At 62.6% G+C, this 17,577-nt stretch carries 24 protein-coding genes; 1 reads left to right on the forward strand and 23 read right to left on the reverse strand.

Annotated features, from left to right (window positions below; translation table 11 throughout):
• Window positions 1–5 precede the first annotated feature (5 nt).
• The 21 genes from secY to rpsJ form a co-directional block, all read right to left on the reverse strand.
• Window positions 6–1,316, reverse strand: a complete 1,311-nt coding sequence (gene secY, locus AC1DDG_RS10740) for a preprotein translocase subunit SecY (protein WP_476876070.1) — start codon at window positions 1,314–1,316, stop codon at window positions 6–8.
• Between the two features lie 196 nt (window positions 1,317–1,512).
• A complete protein-coding gene (gene rplO / locus AC1DDG_RS10745; protein ID WP_230118115.1) occupies window positions 1,513–2,010 on the reverse strand; it encodes a 50S ribosomal protein L15 in 498 nt (165 codons plus the stop codon).
• A complete protein-coding gene (rpmD, locus tag AC1DDG_RS10750; protein WP_056626615.1) occupies window positions 2,011–2,217 on the reverse strand; it encodes a 50S ribosomal protein L30 in 207 nt (68 codons plus the stop codon).
• A gap of 3 nt (window positions 2,218–2,220) precedes the next feature.
• Window positions 2,221–2,949: a 30S ribosomal protein S5 gene (gene rpsE / locus AC1DDG_RS10755; RefSeq protein ID WP_214968822.1), complete on the reverse strand. Its 729-nt coding sequence runs from the start codon at window positions 2,947–2,949 to the stop codon at window positions 2,221–2,223.
• Window positions 2,946–3,329, reverse strand: coding sequence for a 50S ribosomal protein L18 (rplR, locus tag AC1DDG_RS10760; RefSeq protein WP_011692796.1), 384 nt, complete (start codon window positions 3,327–3,329; stop codon window positions 2,946–2,948). The genes rpsE and rplR overlap by 4 nt, the downstream gene beginning before the upstream one ends.
• 2 nt (window positions 3,330–3,331) lie before the next feature.
• Window positions 3,332–3,868: a 50S ribosomal protein L6 gene (gene rplF, locus AC1DDG_RS10765; RefSeq protein ID WP_230118114.1), complete on the reverse strand. Its 537-nt coding sequence runs from the start codon at window positions 3,866–3,868 to the stop codon at window positions 3,332–3,334.
• A gap of 18 nt (window positions 3,869–3,886) precedes the next feature.
• Entirely contained in the window at window positions 3,887–4,285 is a 399-nt protein-coding gene (gene rpsH / locus AC1DDG_RS10770; RefSeq protein WP_230118113.1) for a 30S ribosomal protein S8, read from the reverse strand.
• A gap of 82 nt (window positions 4,286–4,367) precedes the next feature.
• Entirely contained in the window at window positions 4,368–4,949 is a 582-nt protein-coding gene (gene rplE / locus AC1DDG_RS10775) for a 50S ribosomal protein L5 (protein ID WP_230118112.1), read from the reverse strand.
• Window positions 4,949–5,308: a 50S ribosomal protein L24 gene (rplX, locus tag AC1DDG_RS10780; RefSeq protein WP_476876071.1), complete on the reverse strand. Its 360-nt coding sequence runs from the start codon at window positions 5,306–5,308 to the stop codon at window positions 4,949–4,951. Before rplX ends, rplE begins: the two co-directional genes overlap by 1 nt.
• Window positions 5,309–5,311: 3 nt before the next feature.
• A complete protein-coding gene (gene rplN / locus AC1DDG_RS10785; RefSeq protein ID WP_024366126.1) occupies window positions 5,312–5,680 on the reverse strand; it encodes a 50S ribosomal protein L14 in 369 nt (122 codons plus the stop codon).
• A gap of 434 nt (window positions 5,681–6,114) precedes the next feature.
• A complete protein-coding gene (rpsQ, locus tag AC1DDG_RS10790; RefSeq protein WP_230118110.1) occupies window positions 6,115–6,423 on the reverse strand; it encodes a 30S ribosomal protein S17 in 309 nt (102 codons plus the stop codon).
• Window positions 6,420–6,749, reverse strand: coding sequence for a 50S ribosomal protein L29 (rpmC, locus tag AC1DDG_RS10795; RefSeq protein ID WP_290369733.1), 330 nt, complete (start codon window positions 6,747–6,749; stop codon window positions 6,420–6,422). The genes rpsQ and rpmC overlap by 4 nt, the downstream gene beginning before the upstream one ends.
• Before the next feature lie 2 nt (window positions 6,750–6,751).
• A complete protein-coding gene (gene rplP, locus AC1DDG_RS10800) occupies window positions 6,752–7,168 on the reverse strand; it encodes a 50S ribosomal protein L16 (RefSeq protein ID WP_013601829.1) in 417 nt (138 codons plus the stop codon).
• The gene (gene rpsC, locus AC1DDG_RS10805) at window positions 7,169–8,014 is read right to left on the reverse strand and encodes a 30S ribosomal protein S3 (RefSeq protein ID WP_230118109.1); all 846 of its coding nucleotides are present in this window, start codon (window positions 8,012–8,014) and stop codon (window positions 7,169–7,171) included.
• Window positions 8,015–8,380, reverse strand: coding sequence for a 50S ribosomal protein L22 (rplV, locus tag AC1DDG_RS10810; protein WP_003803798.1), 366 nt, complete (start codon window positions 8,378–8,380; stop codon window positions 8,015–8,017).
• Window positions 8,381–8,418: 38 nt separating this feature from the next.
• Window positions 8,419–8,700 carry a 30S ribosomal protein S19 gene (gene rpsS, locus AC1DDG_RS10815; RefSeq protein ID WP_011692805.1) on the reverse strand — a complete coding sequence of 94 codons (282 nt, stop codon included), beginning with the start codon at window positions 8,698–8,700 and terminating at the stop codon, window positions 8,419–8,421.
• A gap of 12 nt (window positions 8,701–8,712) precedes the next feature.
• Window positions 8,713–9,552, reverse strand: coding sequence for a 50S ribosomal protein L2 (rplB, locus tag AC1DDG_RS10820; protein ID WP_078027238.1), 840 nt, complete (start codon window positions 9,550–9,552; stop codon window positions 8,713–8,715).
• 29 nt (window positions 9,553–9,581) lie between these two features.
• Complete coding sequence (gene rplW, locus AC1DDG_RS10825) at window positions 9,582–9,887, reverse strand: 50S ribosomal protein L23 (protein ID WP_230118108.1); 306 nt, start codon at window positions 9,885–9,887, stop codon at window positions 9,582–9,584.
• A complete protein-coding gene (gene rplD, locus AC1DDG_RS10830) occupies window positions 9,884–10,504 on the reverse strand; it encodes a 50S ribosomal protein L4 (RefSeq protein WP_230118107.1) in 621 nt (206 codons plus the stop codon). The genes rplW and rplD overlap by 4 nt, the downstream gene beginning before the upstream one ends.
• Before the next feature lie 4 nt (window positions 10,505–10,508).
• Complete coding sequence (gene rplC, locus AC1DDG_RS10835) at window positions 10,509–11,159, reverse strand: 50S ribosomal protein L3 (protein ID WP_056626643.1); 651 nt, start codon at window positions 11,157–11,159, stop codon at window positions 10,509–10,511.
• A gap of 17 nt (window positions 11,160–11,176) precedes the next feature.
• Window positions 11,177–11,485 carry a 30S ribosomal protein S10 gene (gene rpsJ, locus AC1DDG_RS10840; protein ID WP_038464699.1) on the reverse strand — a complete coding sequence of 103 codons (309 nt, stop codon included), beginning with the start codon at window positions 11,483–11,485 and terminating at the stop codon, window positions 11,177–11,179.
• Between the two features lie 418 nt (window positions 11,486–11,903).
• On the opposite strand from rpsJ, the gene AC1DDG_RS10845 reads away from it, so the two are divergent.
• On the forward strand, window positions 11,904–13,352 hold the full coding sequence (locus AC1DDG_RS10845) for a GH1 family beta-glucosidase (protein WP_476876072.1): 1,449 nt from the start codon (window positions 11,904–11,906) through the stop codon (window positions 13,350–13,352).
• Window positions 13,353–13,366: 14 nt separating this feature from the next.
• On the opposite strand, the gene AC1DDG_RS10850 is transcribed toward AC1DDG_RS10845, so the two are convergent.
• Both AC1DDG_RS10850 and AC1DDG_RS10855 read right to left on the reverse strand, forming a co-directional pair.
• Window positions 13,367–13,492 (reverse strand): hypothetical protein, encoded by a 126-nt coding sequence (locus AC1DDG_RS10850; protein WP_476876073.1) that lies wholly within the window; start codon window positions 13,490–13,492, stop codon window positions 13,367–13,369.
• Between the two features lie 64 nt (window positions 13,493–13,556).
• Entirely contained in the window at window positions 13,557–17,441 is a 3,885-nt protein-coding gene (locus tag AC1DDG_RS10855; protein WP_476876074.1) for a hypothetical protein, read from the reverse strand.
• Between the last annotated feature and the right edge of the window lie 136 nt (window positions 17,442–17,577).

Consider the following 17,577-nt stretch of genomic DNA (forward strand, 5'->3'; position numbering starts at 1 on the left):
TCTGGTCATCGCAATAGCCCTTCGTAGTGACGCTGCTGTAGCTGCGCGTCAATTTGCTTGACGGTTTCCAAGCCAACGCCCACCATGATCAGGATCGAGGTGCCACCGAACGGGAAGTTCTGGCTTGCGTTGATCAGCACGAGCGCCACCAGCGGGATCAGTGCCACGAAGCCAAGGTAAAAGGCGCCGGGCAGCGTGATCCGCGACAGGACGTACTGCAGGTAATCCGCGGTCGGCTTGCCGGCACGGATACCCGGAATGAAGCCGCCGTATTTCTTCATGTTGTCCGAGACCTCTTCAGGGTTGAAGGTGATCGCGACATAGAAGTATGTAAAGAAAACAATCATGGCGAAGTAGAGCGCCATGTAGATGGGGTGGTCCCCACGGGTCAGGTTGTTGTTGATCCACTCAACCCACGGCTGCAACTGCTCCCCGGCCTTGGGCTGGTTGAACTGTGAAATCAACGCCGGCAGGTAGAGCATGGACGAGGCAAAGATCACCGGGATAACGCCGGCCATATTGACCTTGATGGGAATGTAGGTGCTGGTGCCGCCCACAGTCCGGCGTCCGATCATCCGCTTGGCGTACTGCACCGGGATGCGGCGCTGGGACTGCTCAACGAACACTACGAGCGCAACCGTCAGCAGACCGATGACGAGGACCAGGAAGAACGTCCCCGGGCCCTGTGCCGTCCAGATGGCACCCAGCGACGTGGGGAAGCCGGCAGCGATGGCGGTGAAGATCAACAGGGACATACCGTTGCCCACGCCCTTTTCGGTCACGAGCTCGCCCATCCACATGATGAGGCCGGTGCCGGCGGTCAGCGTGATGATGATCAGGATCGTGGTGATGACGCTGCTGTCCGGGATGATGGGCAGCGCGCAACCGGGCAGCAACTGACCGGAACGCGCCAGGGACACCAAGGTGGTTGCGTTCAGCAGGCCAAGGGCGATGGTCAGATAACGCGTGTACTGCGTCAGCTTTGACTGCCCCGAGGCGCCCTCTTCGTACAGCTGCTGGAAACGGGGAATGACCACCCGAAGCAGCTGCACTATGATGCTGGCCGTAATGTACGGCATGATTCCCAAAGCGAAGATGGAGACCTGCAGCAATGCACCGCCGCTGAAAAGATTGACGAGCTGGTAGATCCCGCCCTGGGTCTGCCCGTTCGACAAGCATTGCTGGACATTCTGGTAGCTCACACCAGGCGAGGGGATGAAGGCTCCCAAGCGGAAGATTGTGATGATTCCCAGCGTGAACAACAACTTGCGACGCAGATCAGGCGTTCGAAAAGCCCGGCCGAATGCGCTAAGCAAGCGTCCTCCTCAGTAGTTAATAAGTCTTGTGATGCAGGTCAATAAACCCAACAACCGAGTCTAACGGTTGTTTGCGCTATGCGAACAATCCGGAAGACCTGCAGATATGAAAAAACTCCCGGCACGGGGGCCTCGGCCCCGCGTACCGGGAGTTTGCGCAACGGGCATCAGCCCACTGCTCCTGGAGAAAATTCTCCTAGAGAGCGGTGGTGCTTCCGCCTGCTGCGGCGATCTTTTCAGCGGCACTGGCTGAGAAGGCGTGGACGGTGACGTCGACCTTGACGGTGATGTCGCCGGTGCCAAGCACCTTCACGGGCTGGTTCTTGCGAACGGCACCCTTTGCAACCAGGTTCTCCACGGTGACAGCGCCACCTTCCGGGAACAGCTCGTTGAGCTTGTCCAGGTTTACAACCTGGAACTCAACCCGGAACGGGTTCTTGAAGCCGCGCAGCTTCGGCAGGCGCATGTGCAGCGGCAGCTGGCCGCCGGCAAAGCCAGCCTTGATCTGGTAGCGGGCCTTCGTACCCTTGGTACCGCGACCGGCGGTCTTACCCTTGGAACCTTCACCACGACCAACACGGGTCTTGGCGGTCTTGGCACCCGGAGCGGGACGCAGGTGGTGAACCTTCAGCGCGTTCTGCTTGTCAGCAGATGCGTCGCTTTGTGCCTTCTCGGCAGTGTTCTTCTCGGCCATTTATTTCGCCTCCTCTACCTTTACCAGGTGCGGAACCGTGTTGAGCATTCCAACGGTCACGGCGTCGGCGGTGCGGACAACAGTGTGTCCGATCCGCTTCAGGCCGAGGGACCGCAGGGTGTCGCGCTGGTTCTGCTTGCCGCCAATGGCGGACTTGATCTGAGTGATCTCCAACTGGGCGTCGGACGGAATCAGGTTCTTAGCCATGACTCAGACACCTGCCTTCTGGTTCATGAGCGCCTTCACCATTGCCGGCGGAGCGATCTCATCGAGCGGGAGGCCGCGGCGTGCTGCCACTGCTGCCGGCTCTTCGAGGCGCTTCAGGGCATCAACGGTCGCGTGAACGATGTTGATGGCGTTGGAGGAACCGAGCGACTTGGAGAGGATGTCGTGGATGCCCACGCACTCCAGTACTGCACGGACCGGGCCACCGGCGATAACACCGGTACCGGCGGAAGCCGGACGCAGCATGACGACGCCTGCGGCGGCCTCACCCTGAACGCGGTGCGGGATGGTGCTGCCGATGCGGGGAACGCGGAAGAAGGACTTCTTGGCCTCTTCTACGCCCTTCGCGATTGCGGCAGGAACTTCCTTCGCCTTGCCGTAGCCAACGCCGACCATACCGTTACCGTCACCGACGACGACCAGTGCGGTGAAGCTGAAGCGACGACCACCCTTGACGACCTTGGAAACACGGTTGATGGTAACAACGCGCTCTACGAACTGGCTCTTCTCGGCTTCGCGGCCACCGTCGCGGCCGCCACGGCCACCACGGTCGCCGCGGCCCTGGCCACGGTCGCCACGCTCGCCACGACGAGCGCCACCACGGCGGTCATCGGCAGCTGCGGGGGCAGTGGTCTCAGTGGCCTCAGCAGCTACGGCAACAGGTGCCTTCTGATCTGCAGACACAGTGTCCTTTTCCTTGTTTGCTTCCGTCACAGTGACAGCCCACCTTCACGTGCACCGTCAGCGACGGCGGCGATCCGGCCGTGGTACTTGTTACCACCGCGGTCGAAGACAACAGCTTCGATTCCGGCAGCCTTGGCACGCTCGGCTACGAGCTCGCCAACGCGCTTGGCCTTGGCAGTCTTGTCACCGTCGAATGCACGAAGGTCGGCTTCAAGTGTGGACGCGCTCGCTACGGTCAGGCCCTTGGTGTCATCGACAACCTGGACGAATACGTGGCGTGCGGAGCGGTTGACGACCAGGCGAGGACGCACAGCCGTTCCGGAGATGCGCTTGCGGATACGAAGCTGGCGGCGGCTGCGTGAAGCAGACTTGCTCTTGTTCGTACGCTTCTTATTAATTGCGATGGCCATGGTTACTTACCAGCCTTTCCGACCTTGCGGCGGATGACTTCGCCGGCGTAGCGAATGCCCTTGCCCTTATAGGGGTCCGGCTTCCGCAGCTTGCGAATGTTGGCAGCAACCTCGCCGACCTGCTGCTTGTTGATACCTGAAACAGAGAGCTTGGTCGGGGTCTCAACTGCAAAGGTGATGCCGTTCGGTGCCGAGACGTTAACCGGGTGGCTGTAGCCCAGAGCGAACTCCAGGTCAGAACCCTTTGCCTGGACGCGGTAACCGGTACCGACAATCTCAAGCTTCTTCTCGTAGCCTGCGGTGACACCCTGGATCATGTTGGCGATCAGGGTGCGGGTCAGGCCGTGCAGTGAACGGGAGGCGCGCTCGTCGTTCGGGCGGGCGACAGTCAGGGTGCTTTCGACCAGGGAGACCTCGATCGGGCTGGCCACAGTGTGGCTCAGCTCGCCTTTGGAACCCTTGACGCTGACGACAGAGCCGTCAACCTTGACCTCAACGCCGGCAGGAACGGTGATGGGGAGACGTCCAATACGTGACATTATTCTCTTCCTTTCCCGTTACCAGACGTAAGCGAGGACTTCGCCGCCCACGCCCTTCTTGCCGGCCTGCTTGTCAGTCAAGAGGCCGGAAGAGGTGGACAGGATTGCGACACCCAGGCCACCGAGCACGTGCGGCAGGTTGGTGGACTTTGCGTAAACGCGCAGTCCCGGCTTGGAAATACGACGAACACCGGCGATTGAACGCTCGCGGTTCGGACCGAACTTGAGCTCGATGGTCAGCTTCTTGCCGACTTCAGCGTCTTCTTCTTTCCAGGAGGCGATGTAACCTTCGGCCTTCAGGATGTCAGCAACGCGTGCCTTGAGCTTGCTGTACGGCATAGTCACGGATTCGTGGTACGCCGAGTTTGCATTGCGCAGACGCGTAAGCATGTCTGCGACAGGATCTGTCATTGTCATTTGGGCTCTTGCCCTTCCTCGTAACGGTTTCCTTCGCGCTGATCCCTCAGGATCAGTGCAGCCGGACCTTTTACGTAGCTAATTAAGCTTCGGTTTTGAACGGGAAACCAAGCGCCTTGAGCAGCGCGCGGCCTTCGTCGTCGGTCTTGGCAGTGGTCACAACCGTGATGTCCATACCGCGAACGCGGTCGATGGAATCCTGGTCGATCTCGTGGAACATAACCTGTTCGGTCAGACCGAAGGTGTAGTTGCCGTTGCCATCAAACTGCTTGCCGCTGAGGCCGCGGAAGTCACGGATACGCGGCAGAGCCAGCGTGACCAGACGATCCACGAATTCCCACATGCGGTCGCCACGCAGGGTTGCGTGTGCACCGATGGGCATGCCTTCGCGCAGCTTGAACTGTGCGATCGACTTGCGGGCCTTGGTTACCTGCGGCTTCTGGCCGGTGATCAGGGTGAGGTCGCGGACAGCGCCGTCGATCAGCTTGGAGTCCTTGGCGGCATCTCCAACACCCATGTTCACAACAACCTTGACCAGACGGGGAACCTGGTTAACGTTCTCGTACTTGAATTCCTCAAGAAGCGTGCTCTTGATGGAATCGGCGTACTTGGTCTTCAGACGAGGAACGATCTTGCTTGCCGGAGTCTCGAGAGTCTCAGTCATTAGATGTCCTTCCCTGAGCTCTTTGCCACGCGTACGCGCACTTCACGCTTCACGCCATTGCGCTCAACGGTCTCGGTGCGGAAACCTACGCGAGTGGGCTTCTTGGTGGACGGGTCAACCAGAGCCACGTTGGAGATGTGGACCGAAGCTTCTACGACCTCGATGCCACCGGTCTTGGTGCCGCGCTGCGACTGACCGACCTTGGTGTGCTTGGTTACGCGGTTAATGCCTTCAACCAACACGCGGTTGGTCTCCGGGAATACGCGCAGAACCTTGCCCTGCTTGCCACGGTCGCCGCCGCGCTCAGCCTTGGCGCCAGTGATGACCTGAACCAGGTCACCCTTTTTGATCTTAGTCATGGACTAGAGCACCTCCGGAGCCAGAGAAACGATCTTCATGAACTTCTTGTCGCGAAGTTCACGACCAACCGGTCCGAAGATGCGGGTACCGCGAGGGTCACCGTCAGCCTTCAGAATCACGGCCGCGTTCTCGTCAAACTTGATATAGGAACCATCCGCACGGCGGCGTTCCTTCTTGGTACGGACGATGACAGCCTTGACGACGTCGCCCTTCTTTACGTTGCCGCCCGGAATTGCGTCCTTGACGGTAGCGACGATAACGTCGCCAATGCCTGCGTAGCGACGGCCAGATCCACCGAGAACGCGAATGGTAAGGATTTCCTTAGCACCCGTGTTGTCGGCGACCTTGAGTCGCGACTCCTGCTGAATCACTATTTACTCCTTGCGTCGCGCCGGTTCTCAGACCGAAAATCTTCCTACGGAATGAGCCTTGCGGAACGGTTGATCGGGGTGTCTCTTGACCTGCCTGGATTTTGCCAGACCAGGCCTAAACGCCCGTGCCAAAAACATTTGCTTCCCAAGCGGATTCGGACGCAGTCCAAGCGCAAGGGGGCACTATGCCGTGGCACGATTGTTTACGAGGTTTGATGACGGCGCACAGAAGGCGCCATACAAACTCAAAATCTTAGCACATTTCGGGCCCAGCCCCATATCACAGCAGCTGCCCTCCCGTTAAGCCGGTTCCGTTAAACCGACGACGGCGGCGGCCGGTGCCTGCCGCCAGCCAAAACGCGGAAAACCCCCGCTCCCAAAGGGAACGGGGGTTTCCGGACAAACCTCACCGGTTACGGCGAGAGCTGCAGGTGTTACTTGGCCTTTTCGAGGATCTCAACCAGCCGCCACCGCTTGCTAGCGGACAGCGGGCGGGTCTCGGCGAGGAGAACGAGGTCGCCGATGCCGGCGGTGTTCTCTTCGTCGTGAGCCTTGATCTTCGAGGTGCGGCGGATGACCTTGCCGTAAAGGGCGTGCTTCACGCGGTCTTCAACCTGGACAACGATGGTCTTTTCCATCTTGTCCGAGACCACGTAGCCGCGCTTCGTCTTACGGTCACCGCGCTCAGCAGCCGTAGCTGCAGCGGAAACAGTTTCCGTCACGTTCTCGTCCTTTTCACTCACTTGGCGTCCTCCTCAGTCTCAGCTTCGGCCGGCGTTTCGGCCTTCTTCGCTGCGGACTTCTTGGACTTCTTTTCTTCCTTGGCTTCCGCAACAGGCGCGGCAACCTCGGCACGAATGCCCAGCTCGCGTTCACGGAGAACGGTGTAGATGCGTGCGATGTCCTTCTTTACCGCGCGCAGACGACCGTGGTTCTCCAGCTGACCGGTGGCGGACTGGAAACGCAGGTTGAACAGCTCTTCCTTAGCCTTACGGAGTTCTTCAACGAGACGCTCGTTGTCGAAACCGTCCAGCTGTGCGGATGCAAGTTCCTTGGATCCTACTGCCATTTCTATTCACCACCTTCGCGACGCAGAATGCGTGCCTTCAACGGGAGCTTGTGGATTGCCAGGCGCAGTGCCTCGCGAGCAACCGATTCTTCGACACCGGAGATCTCAAAGAGAACCCGGCCCGGCTTGACGTTTGCGACCCACCATTCCGGAGAACCCTTACCGGAACCCATGCGGGTTTCGGCCGGCTTCTTCGTCAGGGGACGGTCCGGGTAGATGTTGATCCAGACCTTACCGCCACGCTTGATGTGGCGGGTCATCGCAATACGGGCAGACTCGATCTGACGGTTCGTTACGTAAGCCGGGCTCAGGGCCTGGATGCCGTACTCACCGAAGGAGACCTTGGTGCCGCCCGTAGCAGCGCCGGAACGACCCGGGTGGTGCTGCTTACGGTGCTTGACTCGACGTGGGATAAGCATTTAAGCCTGTCCTCCTTCTGCTGCCTGTGCCGGTGCGGCAGAAGCGGCATCGGCTGCCGGAGCTGCAGCAGCAGGAGCTGCTTCGGCTGCCGGACGGTCGGTACGACGGCGGCGGTCACCACGGTCAGCGCCACCCGGGCGGCCCGGACGGTCGCTGGCACCGCGTCCACGGGACGGAGCAGCAGCTGCCTGCTGAGCCAGTTCCTTGGACGTGACGTCACCCTTGTAGATCCAGACCTTCACGCCGATGCGGCCGAAGGTGGTCTTGGCTTCGTAGAAGCCGTAGTCGATGTTCGCGCGGAGGGTGTGCAGGGGCACACGGCCTTCGCGGTAGAACTCCGAGCGGGACATTTCTGCGCCACCCAGACGGCCGGAGCAAGCGATACGGATACCCTTGGCACCGGCACGCTGTGCGGACTGCATGGCCTTCTTCATCGCACGGCGGAAAGCCACACGGGAAGTCAGCTGCTCAGCAACGCCCTGGGCAACAAGCTGGGCTTCCATCTCGGGGTTCTTGACCTCGAGGATGTTCAGCTGGACCTGCTTGCCGGTGAGCTTTTCGAGCTCGCCGCGGATGCGGTCTGCTTCTGCGCCGCGGCGGCCGATAACGATGCCCGGACGTGCCGTGTGGATATCCACGCGGACACGGTCGCGGGTGCGCTCGATTTCGACCTTGGCGATACCGGCGCGCTCCATGCCCGTGGACATGAGCTGGCGGATACGGATGTCTTCGCGAACGAAGTCCTTGTACCGCTGGCCAGCCTTGGTGCTGTCAGCAAACCAGTGCGATACGTGATCGGTGGTGATGCCGAGTCGGAACCCGTGCGGGTTAACTTTCTGTCCCACTTAGCGAGCCTCCTCTTTCTCCGGGGTAGCGACTACCACGGTGATGTGGCTCGTGCGCTTCTTGATCTGAAATGCACGACCCTGAGCACGCGGCTGGAACCGCTTCATGGTCGGGCCTTCATCAACAAACGCTTCGCTGATGATGAGGTCACCTTCGTCAAACGCAACACCGTCGCGGTCCGCGAGGACCCGGGCGTTCGAGATTGCCGACTGAACTACCTTGAATACCGGCTCTGAAGCTGCCTGGGGGGCAAACTTCAGAATTGCCAGAGCCTCGTTCGCTTGCTTACCACGAACAAGGTTGACGACGCGCCGGGCCTTCATAGGCGTTACGCGGATGTGACGCGCAATTGCCTTGGCTTCCATTGCTTTCCTTCTCTCGTCTTTGACGTAAGTGCAGGCGCCTAGCGGCGCTTGCCCTTACGGTCGTCCTTGACATGGCCGCGGAATGTCCGCGTGGGAGCGAATTCGCCGAGCTTGTGCCCGACCATCGACTCGGTGACAAACACCGGAATGTGCTTGCGTCCGTCGTGCACGGCGATCGTGTGCCCGAGCATGTCGGGGATGATCATCGAGCGGCGGGACCAGGTCTTGATGACGTTCTTGGTGCCCTTTTCGTTTTCCCTGTCCACCTTCACAAAGAGGTGCTGGTCAACGAAAGGACCTTTTTTCAGGCTGCGTGGCATGTGTCCAGGCTCCTATCGCTTGTTCTTGCCAGTACGACGACGACGCACAATAAGCTTGTCGCTCTCTTTGTTCGGGCGGCGGGTGCGGCCCTCACGCTTACCGTTCGGGTTGACGGGGTGACGTCCACCGGACGTCTTACCCTCGCCACCACCGTGCGGGTGGTCAACCGGGTTCATGGCGACACCACGGACGGTCGGGCGGACGCCCTTCCAGCGCATACGGCCGGCCTTGCCCCAGTTGATGTTCGACTGTTCGGCGTTGCCGACCTCGCCGATGGTTGCGCGGCAGCGCACATCAACGTTGCGGATTTCACCGGAAGGCAGACGCAGCTGGGCGAAACGGCCTTCCTTGGCGACGAGCTGAACAGAAGCTCCAGCGGAACGTGCCATCTTGGCGCCGCCACCCGGGCGCAGTTCAACTGCGTGGATAACGGTACCCACAGGGATGTTGCGCAGGGGCAGGTTGTTGCCGGGCTTGATATCAGCGTCGGCACCGGCCTCTACGAAGTCACCCTGGGAGAGCTTGTTCGGGGCGATGATGTAACGCTTGGTGCCATCAACGTAGTGCAGGAGGGCGATGCGAGCCGTGCGGTTCGGATCGTACTCGATTTCGGCAACGCGGGCGTTGACGCCGTCCTTGTCGTGGCGACGGAAGTCGATCAGACGGTACTGGCGCTTGTGTCCACCACCCTTGTGACGGGTTGTGATCTTGCCGGAGTTGTTACGGCCGCCCTTTTTGGGCAGCGGACGTACCAACGACTTTTCCGGCGTCGACCGCGTGATTTCGGTGAAGTCAGCTACGCTCGAGCCGCGACGGCCCGGGGTAGTCGGCTTGTATTTACGGATTCCCATAATTTATTTCCTCGTTAAAGTGGTCTCCGCTACGCGAGCGGACCGCCGAAGATGTCGATAGTGCCTTCTTTGAGGGTGACAATCGCACGCTTGGTGTTCTTGCGGATACCCCATCCGAATTTGGTGCGCTTGCGCTTACCGGCACGGTTGATGGTGTTGATCGATTCGACCTTGACGGAGAAAATTTTCTCCACGGCCAGCTTGATCTCGGTCTTGTTCGAGCGGGGGTCCACCAGGAAGGTGTACTTGCCCTCATCGATCAGGCCGTAGCTCTTTTCCGAAACAACGGGTGCAAGCACGACGTCGCGCGGGTCTTTGATGGTGGCTGCGCTCACTTGGCATCCTCCTCGTTCTTTGCAGCCTTGTCAGCAACGAATGCTTCATAGGCAGCCTTGGTGAAGACTACGTCGTCAGAAACGAGAACGTCGTAGGTGTTCAGCTGGTCTGCGTACAGAACGTGAACTTCCTCGAGGTTGCGCACGGACAGTGCAGCAACATCGTTGGCGCGCTCAATGACAACGAGCAGGTTCTTGCGCTCGGAGACGCCGCGCAGCGTTGCCAGTGCTTCCTTGGAGGACGGCGTGGAGCCGGCGACCAGGTCAGCAATGACGTGGATGCGTCCGTTACGGGCGCGGTCAGACAGTGCGCCGCGAAGTGCAGCAGCAATCATCTTCTTGGGGGTGCGCTGGCTGTAGTCGCGAGGAGTCGGACCGTGGACAACGCCACCGCCGGTCATGTGAGGAGCACGGATGGAACCCTGACGGGCGCGGCCGGTACCCTTCTGCTTGAACGGCTTGCGGCCTGCACCGGAAACTTCGGCGCGGGTCTTGGTCTTGTGGGTACCCTGGCGAGCAGCAGCGAGCTGTGCAACGACGACCTGGTGCAGCAGCGGCACGTTGGTCTGTACGTCGAAGATCTCTGCGGGCAGGTCAACCTTGACAGTGCTAGTCATTGAACTAGGCTCCCTTCACGGCGGTGCGTACGAGTACGACCTGGCCGCGGGCGCCGGGGACGGCACCCTTGATCAGGAGCAGCGACTTCTCGACGTCAACCGCGTGAACAGTGAGGTTCAGCGTGGTGTGACGAACGGCGCCCATGCGGCCGGCCATTTTCATGCCCTTGAAGACGCGGCTCGGGGTGGATGCGCCACCGATTGAACCGGGCTTACGGTGGTTCTTGTGGGCACCGTGGGAAGCTCCAACGCCGTGGAAGCCGTGACGCTTCATAACACCGGCGAAGCCCTTACCCTTGGTGGTGCCGATAACGTCGATCTTCTGGCCGGCTTCGAAGAGCTCTACAGAGAGCTCCTGGCCCAGCTCGTAAGAGTCAGCATCTGCAGTGCGCAGTTCGACGACGTGGCGGCGAGGCGTGACGCCTGCCTTTTCAAAGTGACCAGCCAGCGGCTTGGTGACCTTGCGGGGATCGATCTGGCCGTAGCCGATCTGAACGGCGACGTAGCCATCAGTCTCTGCGTTACGCAGCTGGGTGATGACGTTCGAGTCAGCCTGGACAACAGTGACGGGGATGAGCTTGTTGTTCTCGTCCCAGACCTGGGTCATGCCGAGCTTCGTGCCCAGCAGGCCCTTTACGTTACGGGTTGCGGTCATAGTCTCTCAGCACCTCCCTACAGCTTGATTTCGATGTTCACGTCGGCCGGCAGGTCGAGACGCATAAGCGAGTCAACAGCCTTGGGCGTGGGGTCGATGATGTCGATCAGACGCTTGTGCGTGCGCATTTCAAAGTGCTCGCGGCTGTCCTTGTACTTGTGGGGAGAGCGGATTACGCAGTAAATGTTCTTCTCCGTCGGCAGCGGCACGGGGCCCACTACCGTTGCGCCTGCGCGCGTGACCGTCTCAACGATCTTCCGTGCTGAAACGTCAATGACCTCGTGGTCGTATGACTTCAGCCGGATGCGGATTTTTTGTCCCGCCATGTCGCCTGACTCTCTTTCAGTAAATGCTGCTCTGTTTACTTACCTGTTGTATGTGGCTGCCGAAGCATTTGAAGTCTGAACTACCACCCGCCGCACAAACTGAATCCGGATAAATCCGGGTTCCTCAACCTGCCGACGTAACCGACCCCCGCGGTCGGGCGTGTCGCACCTTCGAAGCGTGCGAGCCCGCAGTTCCATGGGGAGTGGGTTATGTTTGGACTTCGACCTGGACCCTGTCACCCGGCATTATCCGGATCGGGACGCGAAGAAGCGCTTGAACAACTCATCTAGTATGCCGGATTTTGCTGCCGGATGCGAATCAGGCCTTGTCAGGCCCGCGTGCGGACATCCTCGGTGCGGGTGACGGCCTCCCCAGGCGGTCATTGCCTTCGGCAATCTTCGAATGGATGATAGGTGAATGGCCGTGCAGAATGCTGACGCCGTAAACACCGCTTCGGTTCAGGATCTCGCGGGGCGGCTCAGACCCGGTTTCACCCTGGGGGTGGCTGCAGCAGCGTTTCAGATCGAGGGCTCCCTGGCCGCCGACGGCCGAGGACCGTCCGGCTGGGACGCTTTCGCCGAAAAACCCGGGAACATCGTTGACGGGCACTCCCCTGCAGTGGCCTGCGACCATTACAACCGCGCGCCCGAAGACGTGGCCCTCATGCGGGAACTGGGCATCGACTCCTACCGCTTCTCCCTTTCCTGGCCGCGGATCCAGCCCGACGGGCGGGGCGCCATCAATTCGCACGGCCTGGATTTTTACGACAGGCTGATCGACCAGCTGCTGGCCGCCGGCATCTCCCCCATGGCCACCCTCTACCACTGGGATACTCCGCTCCCCCTCGAACACAGCGGCGGCTGGATGAACCGTGCCACGGCGGAGCACTTCGCGGAATATGCCGCGGCCGCCGGCGGACGGCTCGGCGACCGCGTGGCGCAGTGGGTCACACTGAACGAGCCTGTGTCCGTGACCCTGAACGGCTATGCCCTGGGCGTTCACGCGCCCGGCCGGGATCTGCTGTTGGACGCCTTGCCCTCCGTTCACAACCAACTGCTGGGCCACGGGCTTGCCGTCCAGGCGCTCCGGGCGGCGGGTGTCGCCGGTGGCATCGGTGTCACCAACCTGCATTCGCCCGTGCGCCCGGCGTCGCGGAAACTGACCGACCGGCTGCTGGCGAGGGTGTTTGACCTGGTCCTCAACAGGGTTTACGCCGACCCCATCCTCCTGGGCCGCTACCCGAAACCTCCGGCCGCAGCCAAGCCCTGGTTCAGATCCCTGACCAAAGCGTCCGACGACGACCTCCGCCTCATCAGCCAGCCTCTCGACTTCTACGGGGTGAACTACTACTACCCCGTGAAGGTTGCCACCGGGCAGGGTTCCGCAGACACCCCGGCCGGAACCGCGGACGCCATGGCCCGCATGCCGTTCCATCTGGCGGCCTTCCCGGAATACGACACCACGGGCTTCGGCTGGCCGGTTGCGCCCGAGCATCTGGGAATCCTGCTGCGTGAACTCAAAGACCGGTACGGGGCTGCGCTGCCGCCGCTGTACATCACAGAAAGCGGTGCAAGCTTCCCGGAGCCGGAGCACGTCACTGGTCCCATCGCGGATACCAGGCGCATCGACTATCTGGCCCACCATCTGCACCAGGCCATGGTTTCCACCGCCCCCGGCGGTATTGCACACGATGTGGAACTGCTGGGCTATTACGTCTGGACCCTGATGGACAACTTCGAGTGGGCGGCCGGGTACTCCCAGCGTTTCGGCCTGGTCCACGTAGACTTTGACACGCTCAAGCGCACCCCCAAGAAGTCCTTCTACTGGCTTCAGGCGCTCAGCCGGGCGCGGAGGGCGCTCGCCTGAGGAACCGCCGCGGGTTACTGGTTCTTGTTGGCGCGGTTGATGCGCTTTGCGCGGTCAATCTCGTTGCGGAAATGCTTCTTGGCCCAGAACACACCGGCAACAACGATTACAGCCACGATCAGGAAAATAAGCCATCCCATGATGTGCCACCTCTCTTTTCAGCAACGATAGCAGGGCACATCACGCAGTCAGCCAGTCCGTCCGTCAGTCGGTCCCGGCAGGCTTGCTGCGGCTGAGCTTCCGGAGGGCGAGCGCGATGAGGCCGACGGCGATCAGCGCCAGCAGCACGTAGGTGTACTGGCGTATCGCCCACATGATGCACAGCCCAACCCCCGCTGCACCCCACCAGACGAGCATCCGTTCGCTGTACCCCAGCCCCACCACCAGCACCGCTGCAAAGAACGCCAGCACCCAGAGTTGCTGGGCACCATTGCCGCCGAAGATCACCAGGAGGCCGCTCATCGAGGCCAGAGCTGCGGCAAGGCCTAGATACAGCCTGCCGGCGCCGGGCTGGCCCGCCCTATACCGCAGCACGCCAAGCACCGAGGCGAGGACAACGTACCACTGGACCGTCCAGAATGGATCCGGCCAGGAGGAGCCAGGTAACATCCCGTCCAGCCAGCCCGTGTTCTTCTGGGAGGGAGCGGCGAAGAGCGCCGCGCGCTGGACGGCGGCCGTCACGGCCAAGGACCCGAGTTCTGCTGCCGGACGTCGCACCGCAGCCGGCACCTCCAGCCAAATCACGACGGCGGTCATGGTCACCAGCGCTGCTCCCGCCCACGACGTCTCGCTGTACAGCAGCCCCACAAGTCCCGCCACGGCGAGGCCCAGGACGGCAGCCCCGACCAGTGCAAGAAAGCGAACGTCGCCGCCAGGACTGGCCGCGACGCGCGATCCTTCGGCCAGCGGCTCCCGGCCGTGCGGCCGGTGTCCGCGAATCTTTCCGGCAACGTAGAGCGCCGCGGCCGCTGTTGCGCACCCTGCCAGCCACGGGAGGTAGAAGCCCCAAGGCCCCGGAACGTCCCCGAGGGTTCCGTCCGCCGTCATCGTGGCCCCTGCCAGCGCAGCCAGGACCGCCGGCGGGTAGAACCCGGGCATGCGCTCCACATGCGACGCCGCAAAGCACGCCGCCGAAAGACCCAGCACCGCCGCACCGGCAATCCAGTCCCCGGACGGAGGTGCCAGCATGGCTGACGCGGTGCCGAAGGAGCCGGCTGCCGCCAGCCACAGCCAGTGGTCAACGCCCCCGCCGTTCCTGTGACGGAAGAGTGTTCCGCCTGCCGTGGCGGCCAGGGACAGCCCCAGCAGCGCCAGCGCGACGCCTGCATGACCCAGCAAGGGGGCTGCCAGGAAAGCAGTGGCCGCAAAAAGTTGCCCGAAGGGCAGAAGCGGCCCCATCGCAACCACCGCGAACAGCGCCGCATACACAGCCAGGTAGGCAGCCCCCCGGGCTGCAAACAACCGGCCGGCAGCGACAGCGGAGACCAGCAGCAGAAGCAGGGACAACAGCACTACCCAGCGGCCGCCGTCGTCCGCAATCAATCCCGCCCGGAATGGTTGCGCTACGTACGCGACCGGAAGAATCGTCTGGCTGGCCAGCGTGATCCAGACGGCTGCCTGCTGGAAGGGAACCTCCGTAAGGCGGTGCCGCATGAGCCAGCGGATCACGTGCTGCGCCGCGAACACGAGCGCGAAGGTCACAGCAACAACGGTGGGTGAGGCCGAAACGTCATGACTGAGCACCACTGCCAGCGCTGCAGCAAGGATGCGGGCGGCCGCGAAGTACGCGCCCTTTGATGTGCGGTCCTCCACGGCAGCCACCATGGCTGCGCTGAAGACCGCGAAGACACCCAGCAGGATTTCGACGTCGGGAAGACTTGCCCCGCGCAGCACCAGCAGCAGGGCCAACGCTGCCGGAGCGAACACCGCAGACCACCGGTGCGTCCGCAGCACGTAGCCGGCGGCTGCGGCTCCCCCGGCCAGGAGCAGCGGTGCGAACGTGGCCTGCCACGACGGGGTTTCCAACGCGAAGACCGTGGCCGCCGCTGATACGATCGCGGCCGACTGCAGCGCCAGAAGCACGGCAGCGTCTGCCAACTGGCTGTCTTGTACCCTGCCGCGGGCTGCCGCCCGCAGGGGTATTGCGAGCTGGAGGGACAGTGCGACGGCGAGGACAGTGGCCGGGGCCAGCGCCTCGCCGCCCACGAGGATGGGGCCGTTGTCCCGCAGAATCTGATGGAACACTGTCAGCACCAGAGAGGTCGCGGCGGCGCGGCTGAACCACGAGTAGTACCGTCCCTGCGTTGGCGTTCCCGCGGATGCCATGCTGGAGCCTTTCCTGCCGGCGCGGACGGCCGTCACTGCCAGGTAGCCCGTAACGGTCAGCAGCGCGGAGTTTCCCAGCGTGAGCGATACTGCGCCGAAGGCAAGCGGCACGGCAACAATTGAGACGGCCAACGGAGCGGCTTCCGCGATGGACGGCCGCCAGGGCTCCTCCCCGTATCGGCGAAACAGCATCAGGCCGGCGGCCAGCGATGCCATGAGCTGGGCACCGATGGCGATGCCGCCAAAGTGTTCTGTCGCCGGATAGAGGAACGGCTCGGGTTCGCCGAGCACCAGCGCAGCCATGGTTCCCACGCCCACGACGGTGAACACGGCCAAGCTGATCTGCGGCGTCCGCGCTGGCACGTGGAGGCGGATCATCGCAGCTGTTGCCAGCTGCTGAATGACCAGGACTAGGCACAGCGCCAGGGCTGCGGCCCGGAAGCGTGCGTCGTTCTCGCCGACGACTGCCGCCGTCAGGACAGGCACCGCAACCGTGAGGGTGATGCGCGCTGCGAGGACAAAGTGCAGGCGCAGCGGCTCCGTGCCGGGGCGGGAGCGCACGGCCCAGAAGGCGGCTCCGGCAACGAGCAGTCCCACCAGCGTCCACGCCCCGAGCCAGTCCGCGAGCAGTATGGCCATGCCGAGCGCAGCAACCGGGGCCCACTCGGCCGCTTGGCGGTGCCTGGCCGCAAGCACCGCGCCCGTCAGCAGCGCCAGCAGCGCGAGTGCCCACAGCGGGCTGCCATCCGCACCCACCGGCGGCCCGGCCAGGAAGTCGAACCGCTCCGCCACGGCGTAGGCCACCGTCAGCAGCAGTTCCAGGGCAAAGGTAACGAGGACGTCCAGCCTCCACCGGCGGTGGTGCAGGACGCCAAGGAGCGGGGACGGGAGGCGCCAAGCTCCCAGCCGGCCCGCTGTGCGTTCCTGGTCCGGAGGCCCATTACCCACGACCGACACAAGAGCCTGGATGGCCAGCAGCACAGCCGCCGCGGCAAGGGCGGCACTCCCCCGGCCGCTCAGGTTCCAGACGACCACTGACGCCGCCACCGTCAGGCTTGCCCGGGCAGCCAGAAACTGGAGCGTCCGGAACTGCGCCCCGGGGGCCACGGACGTCACCGCGAAATAGCATCCGCACATCGCCATGATCCGGGCGTAGTCAACGCGTCCGAGCATCAGCGGAACCAACGTGGCAGCCACCGCCACAGCGGGAACGATGAACGGATGCAACTGGGCAAGCGGCCTGACGTACAGGGGCGGCAGCCATCGTGGCTTCAGTATGGCCAGGACGGTGAAGAAAACCGCCACCCCAATCAGTGCAGTGAAGTACCCGATCAGCGCCCCACCCAGGACGGATACCCCGGACCAGGCAGTGGACGCAACGAAGCTCAGTGAAAGATAGACGAGGACCCGGCTCTCGAGCCGGACGGCCGCCACGACGTATGCTGCGGTGCCGGCGGCCGATGTAACCAGCCAGGCAAGCGGAGCATTGTTGAGGGCAAGGCTGTACATGGCGAGACCTGTCACGGGAATCAGTGCCAGCCCGGTGCCCGAGAAGGCAACGGCGGCAGGCCTCAGCCGCGGCGCCCTCGCATGGAGCATCAGTCCCGCAGCATAAAACAGCGCGGTGATGGTGCACACGCCCGCAAACCGAAGTGATACGGGAAGCCCCGTGCCGACAAAGAGCGCACCGGCCGCGATCAGGAGCAAACTGGCGACGTAGAGCGTGACATTGATGTTCTGCCGCTCACGTTTGGCCCGCGCCATGTCCCGCTCCGCACGGAGTTCTGCCTCCACACGGGGAGGGACGGAAGCGTACACCGGAGCGGTTGCCGGTCCCAACGGAGCCAGCCGCCTCCCCGGCCCGGCTGCCGGCGGCCGCGGCTGGCTGGCGGGCGACGGA

This window comes from Arthrobacter sp. 10L430, from assembly GCF_056395245.1.

Bases quoted from the DNA above. Each gene is read 5' to 3' on its own strand.
- rpmC (WP_290369733.1), bottom strand. From the start codon at position 6,749: ATGGCAGTAGGATCCAAGGAACTTGCATCCGCACAGCTGGACGGTTTC.
- rpsH (WP_230118113.1), bottom strand. From the start codon at position 4,285: ATGACAATGACAGATCCTGTCGCAGACATGCTTACGCGTCTGCGCAAT.
- rplP (WP_013601829.1), bottom strand. From the start codon at position 7,168: ATGCTTATCCCACGTCGAGTCAAGCACCGTAAGCAGCACCACCCGGGT.
- AC1DDG_RS10850 (WP_476876073.1), bottom strand. From the start codon at position 13,492: ATGGGATGGCTTATTTTCCTGATCGTGGCTGTAATCGTTGTTGCCGGT.
- rplO (WP_230118115.1), bottom strand. From the start codon at position 2,010: ATGGCCGAGAAGAACACTGCCGAGAAGGCACAAAGCGACGCATCTGCT.
- rplV (WP_003803798.1), bottom strand. From the start codon at position 8,380: ATGGAAGCCAAGGCAATTGCGCGTCACATCCGCGTAACGCCTATGAAG.
- rplX (WP_476876071.1), bottom strand. From the start codon at position 5,308: ATGACTAAGATCAAAAAGGGTGACCTGGTTCAGGTCATCACTGGCGCC.
- AC1DDG_RS10845 (WP_476876072.1), top strand. From the start codon at position 11,904: ATGGCCGTGCAGAATGCTGACGCCGTAAACACCGCTTCGGTTCAGGAT.
- rpsS (WP_011692805.1), bottom strand. From the start codon at position 8,700: ATGCCACGCAGCCTGAAAAAAGGTCCTTTCGTTGACCAGCACCTCTTT.
- rplR (WP_011692796.1), bottom strand. From the start codon at position 3,329: ATGGCCATCGCAATTAATAAGAAGCGTACGAACAAGAGCAAGTCTGCT.
- rplE (WP_230118112.1), bottom strand. From the start codon at position 4,949: ATGACTGAGACTCTCGAGACTCCGGCAAGCAAGATCGTTCCTCGTCTG.
- rpsJ (WP_038464699.1), bottom strand. From the start codon at position 11,485: ATGGCGGGACAAAAAATCCGCATCCGGCTGAAGTCATACGACCACGAG.
- rplF (WP_230118114.1), bottom strand. From the start codon at position 3,868: ATGTCACGTATTGGACGTCTCCCCATCACCGTTCCTGCCGGCGTTGAG.
- rplD (WP_230118107.1), bottom strand. From the start codon at position 10,504: ATGACTAGCACTGTCAAGGTTGACCTGCCCGCAGAGATCTTCGACGTA.
- AC1DDG_RS10855 (WP_476876074.1), bottom strand. From the start codon at position 17,441: ATGGCGCGGGCCAAACGTGAGCGGCAGAACATCAATGTCACGCTCTAC.
- rpmD (WP_056626615.1), bottom strand. From the start codon at position 2,217: ATGGCTAAGAACCTGATTCCGTCCGACGCCCAGTTGGAGATCACTCAG.
- rplB (WP_078027238.1), bottom strand. From the start codon at position 9,552: ATGGGAATCCGTAAATACAAGCCGACTACCCCGGGCCGTCGCGGCTCG.
- rplC (WP_056626643.1), bottom strand. From the start codon at position 11,159: ATGACCGCAACCCGTAACGTAAAGGGCCTGCTGGGCACGAAGCTCGGC.